At 72.2% G+C, this 4,095-nt stretch carries 6 protein-coding genes and 1 riboswitch; of the genes, 1 reads left to right on the plus strand and 5 read right to left on the minus strand.

What is annotated here, in order from left to right; translation table 11 throughout:
* Positions 1 to 222 precede the first annotated feature (222 nt).
* Positions 223 to 364, minus strand: a riboswitch (cobalamin riboswitch).
* Between the two features lie 74 nt (positions 365 to 438).
* The 5 genes from Q1K57_RS13910 to trmB form a co-directional block, all read right to left on the minus strand.
* Positions 439 to 1,041, minus strand: a complete 603-nt coding sequence (locus Q1K57_RS13910) for a hypothetical protein (RefSeq protein ID WP_300083633.1) — start codon at positions 1,039 to 1,041, stop codon at positions 439 to 441.
* Positions 1,042 to 1,170: 129 nt separating this feature from the next.
* Positions 1,171 to 1,536 carry a hypothetical protein gene (locus tag Q1K57_RS13915; protein ID WP_300083635.1) on the minus strand — a complete coding sequence of 122 codons (366 nt, stop codon included), beginning with the start codon at positions 1,534 to 1,536 and terminating at the stop codon, positions 1,171 to 1,173.
* 70 nt (positions 1,537 to 1,606) lie between these two features.
* Positions 1,607 to 2,209, minus strand: a complete 603-nt coding sequence (locus tag Q1K57_RS13920; RefSeq protein WP_300083637.1) for a methyltransferase — start codon at positions 2,207 to 2,209, stop codon at positions 1,607 to 1,609.
* Positions 2,206 to 3,015, minus strand: a complete 810-nt coding sequence (gene truA / locus Q1K57_RS13925) for a tRNA pseudouridine(38-40) synthase TruA (protein ID WP_300083639.1) — start codon at positions 3,013 to 3,015, stop codon at positions 2,206 to 2,208. Before truA ends, Q1K57_RS13920 begins: the two co-directional genes overlap by 4 nt.
* Positions 3,012 to 3,725, minus strand: coding sequence for a tRNA (guanosine(46)-N7)-methyltransferase TrmB (gene trmB, locus Q1K57_RS13930; protein ID WP_300083641.1), 714 nt, complete (start codon positions 3,723 to 3,725; stop codon positions 3,012 to 3,014). Before trmB ends, truA begins: the two co-directional genes overlap by 4 nt.
* A 241-nt stretch (positions 3,726 to 3,966) precedes the next feature.
* Here trmB and Q1K57_RS13935 point away from each other — a divergent pair.
* On the plus strand, positions 3,967 to 4,095 hold a 129-nt coding region (locus Q1K57_RS13935; RefSeq protein WP_300083643.1), incomplete at its 3' end, for a YccF domain-containing protein.

The raw sequence follows: 4,095 nt of genomic DNA on the forward strand, positions 1-4,095 counted from the left end.
GGTTGTTGACGATGAAGCTCGCTGCCTTCACCGTCTCGTCGTTCTGAACCGCGGCGGACGCGGTGGTGGCCGGCGTGAAGCCGATGAAGGCGACGGCTGCTGCAGTCCCGACAGCAAGCAATCGCTTGAGGGATGAGTACATGTGGGTCCTTTCGCGCGAGGCACCTGGTGATCCGGCCCTCAAGCGCGTCCGGCTCCACCCGCGTGCCACGACGGGTTGGTTACTGAGCCAGAACCTGATGCAGGTGTTCCGACTCTGCCGGCGTTGCGCCGTCATCACGGTTGCGGGTCAGTCCCGGTCTTGCACCGGGTTCCCCTGCATAGGTTCAGGTGGGCTCAGGCTAACCCAGCCGGGCGGCGGCAGGGTAACCCCGTCCGAACCCGACCGAAATGTGCAGCGTCGTGCGCGGATCGGGCAAGTGGCCTTGTCGACGGGGCTCAGGCGCGGCGGCGGCCCCGGACGACCCACCAGCCGCCCAGCCCGACCAGGGCGAGCACGACCACCGTGGCGGCGACGATGACCCCGGTCGGGGAGCCGGGCCCGGACGCCGGCGGAGTGGGGGCCGCAGTGGGCGCCGCGGCCTCCGGCACCGCCCCCAGCGCCGGGCCGGCCGCGTTCTGCTCATTCGTGAGCAGCCAGCCCTCGGCCTTGCCCGTCTCGGGCTTCGACGTGTCCGGGCCGACCTGGTAGTACGCCCAGGTGCCGATGCTGCCGTCGGCCGCGACGGGGGCGCTCCAGTAGGACCAGTAGTAACCGCCGTTGGTGTTGAAGTCGGCGTCCTTCGGCAGGCCGTCGATGCGGTTGAGCATCGTGCCGGACACCTCGGCGGAGAACCCCGCGCTCTTCAGCGCCGCCAGTCCCGTGGCGTGCTCGGCCGCGCACCTGGCCGTCGCCGTGCCCGCGTCCTTCTGGTCGGGTTGGACGACGACCCAGACGCCGTCGCAGGCCGCGGCGGTCGCGGTCGCCGGCGCCGCGGATCCCAGCATGACGATGGTCGCCGCGGCGAGGGCGGCGAGCAGGCGGGTCAGGCGCGGGCGCATGGCTGGTCCTCCGGTGAGCTGGCGGCTGCAGGGGCCTCAGGGTAACCCAGCCCCCGCGGGCCGGGCGGTGCCACCTGACGACAACAGCGGGGCACCCGAAGGGCACCCCGCTGTGCGCAGGACGGTGAATCAGGCGGTCGGGGCCGGCGGCTCGGTCGGCTCGTCGCCGTCGAAGAGGTCCTTCGCCTTGGCCGACGCCTCGTCGGCGAACCGCTTGGCGTTCTCGGGAAGATCCTCGGCGAAGTCCTTCACGGCCGCGCCGGCGTCGGTGGCGAACTTCTGGGCGTTCTCGGGGAAGTCCTCGGCGAAGTCCTTGACCGCCGCGCCGGCGTCGGTGGCGAGCTTCTGGGCGTTCTCGGGCAGGTCCTCGGCGAAGTCCTTGACCGCCTCCACGGCGTCCTCTGCGAAGTCCATGGCCTTCTCGCCGAACTCCTTGGCCTTGTCCAGCAGACCTCCGAGGAAGCCCTCGGCCTCATCCTTGATGTCGTCGCTCATGCGTGCCCTCTTCTGTCGTGGTTCGGTCGGACGTCCAAAGCCTAGGGCTGAAACCTCGCCCGCGTCCGGTTTACCGTCCGGATTTCGGGGTGACCGCGAACACCCGGAATCCCTTGGCGCTCGCGGTGCGCTCGCACCGGTAGCCGGACGCGGTCAGCCACGCCTGCAGCGAGTCGGCCCCGAGGTTCCTGCCGACCACCAGCCGGGCGGTACCGCCGGGCGCCAGCCGGGGCAGCCAGGTGAGCAGCAGCTCGTGCAGCGCCGCCTTCCCGATCCGGATCGGCGGGTTCGACCAGATCTCGTCGTAGCGGGCCTCCGGGTCGGCCTGCCCGGGCAGCATCGGGTGCACCCGCGCGGCAAGGCCGTGAGCGGTGGCATTGGCGGCGCACAGCTCGAGGGCCCGCTCGTTGGTGTCGACCGCGTCGACCTGTGCGCCGGGACAGGCGGACGCGAGCGCCACGGCCAGCACCCCGTAGCCGCAGCCCAGGTCCAGCAGCCGGGTTGCCCCGGACGGGGGCGTCGACTCGCGCAGCAGCACGGACGTGCCGAGGTCGAGCCCATCGGCGGAGAACACCCCGTCCGCGGTGGTGAAGGACCAGTCGGTGTCCCAGAACCGCATGGCCACCTGGCGGCGGTGCTCGGCCCCCGACGGGGTGTGGAAGTAGTGGCTCACGGCTCCTCCAGCGTCCGGCGTGCCCTGGCCTCGCGGGCGCGGGCGGCGAGTTGGTCGTCCGGCGGGTAGCCGACCTCTTCCAGCACGAGGCCGCGGGCCGGCAGCACCGGCACCTCCGTCGCGCGGACGGGGGCGTCGAGCAGGTGGGCGAGCCAGGCCGCGTCCCGCCGCCCGGTGCCGACCTCGACCAGCGCGCCCACCACCGAGCGGACCATGGAGTGACAGAAGGCGTCCGCCCTGATCCCGACCTCGACCCGTCCGTCGGCGAGGCGTTCGACCTGCAGCCCCTGCACGTGGCGGATCGACGTCGCGCCTTCCCGGGCCCGGCAGAACGCCACGAAGTCGTGCAGGCCGAGGAGAGCGTTACCGGCGGCGGCCATCCGCTCGACGTCGAGTTCGCCGCGGATCGTGGTGGTGGTGTGCCGCAGCAGGGGGTCGGACGCGCGGTCGGCCAGCCGGTAGGCGTACCGCCGCCAGATCGCGGAGAACCGGGCGTCGAACCCCTCGGGGGCGACGGTGACCCGGTGCACGACGACATCGTCGGGGAGCGCCCGGCGCAGCCGGCGGGCCAGGGTGCCGGCGACCTCGTCCGGCCCGGGCAGGTCGAGGTCGAGGTGGGCCACCTGGCCGCGGGCGTGCACGCCGGCGTCCGTCCGTCCGGCACAGACCAGGACGGGCGGCCCGGGCAGCCGCAGCACCCGGCCGAGCCAGGTCTCCAACTCGCCCTGGACCGTGCGCAGGCCGGTCTGGGCGGCCCAGCCGTGGAACGCCGTCCCGTCGTAGCCGATGTCGAGGCGGTATCTCATGCGTGGCGATACGCGAGGTCGTGGATCGTGCGGCCCGCGTCCACGCCGCGCCGCTCGTACTTCGTCACCGGACGGAGTTCGTAGCGGGGTGACCAGCCGTCGTGGCAGTTGACCAGGCCGGGCTCGGCGTCCAGCACCTCGCGCATGGCTTCGGCGTAGTCGTCCCAGTCGGTGGCGAGTCGCCACACCCCGTCCGGTGTGAGCCGGGACGCGACGAGCGCCGCGAACTCGGGACTGACCAGCCGCCGCTTGTGGTGGCGGGCCTTGTGCCAGGGGTCGGGGAAGAACGTCCACAGCTCGCTGACACCGCCTTCGCCGAACACCGTCGCCAGGGCCTGCGCGCCGTCGGCGACGACCAGCCGGACGTTGCCCACGCCGTGCCGGGCGAGCCGGCCGAGGGTGGACGCCACCGCCGGCGTGAACACCTCGAACGCCACCAGGTTCGCGTCCGGCATGGCCTCGGCGAGGACGGTGATCGCGTGCCCGGTGCCCGAGCCGATCTCGACCTTCAGCGGGGCGTCGCGCCCGAACGCCGCCGTCCAGTCGATGGCTGCGTCCGGGGACACCGAGGTCCGTCGCTCACCGGACGGCAGTTCCACCACCCAGGCGTCACGGTGCGCGTCCCAGGCCCGCTGCTGGGACTCGTTCATCCGCCCGCTGCGCCGCACGTAGGAGACCACGTCGCGGTGGATCCGGACGGCGGTGGGCATGGCGGCAACTCTAGTGCCGTTCGCTACACCCGCCCATGCCCCCCAACTGCCCTCGACAAAGGCTGCCGGAACTTGCCGAGGCTGCCGAAGCTTCGGCAGCGGGAGCGAGTTTCGGCAGCTTCTGTGACGAGGGAGCCGCGGAGGACGACTGCGGGAGCGATCAGGGTCGGGTCAGGGTGCCCGGCCGCCCGGAGGCGTGCCCGGACCGGGTTACATGGAGGAGCGACGAACAAGGAGAACGATGCGCACCCTGCTCAACCTGATCTGGCTGGTCTTCGGCGGCTTCTGGCTGGCGATCGGCTACTTCTTCGCGGGCATCCTCGCCTGCATCCTGATCATCACGATCCCGTTCGGCATCGCATCGTTCCGG

The sequence above is a fragment of the Propioniciclava sp. genome, assembly GCF_029977985.1.
Classification (GTDB): Bacteria; Actinomycetota; Actinomycetes; order Propionibacteriales; family Propionibacteriaceae; genus Propioniciclava.

What these genes read in the sequence shown, in the direction of transcription:
- Q1K57_RS13910 (WP_300083633.1), bottom strand. Translation starts at nt 1,041, where the DNA reads ATGCGCCCGCGCCTGACCCGCCTGCTCGCCGCCCTCGCCGCGGCGACC.
- Q1K57_RS13915 (WP_300083635.1), bottom strand. Translation starts at nt 1,536, where the DNA reads ATGAGCGACGACATCAAGGATGAGGCCGAGGGCTTCCTCGGAGGTCTG.
- truA (WP_300083639.1), bottom strand. Translation starts at nt 3,015, where the DNA reads ATGAGATACCGCCTCGACATCGGCTACGACGGGACGGCGTTCCACGGC.
- trmB (WP_300083641.1), bottom strand. Translation starts at nt 3,725, where the DNA reads ATGCCCACCGCCGTCCGGATCCACCGCGACGTGGTCTCCTACGTGCGG.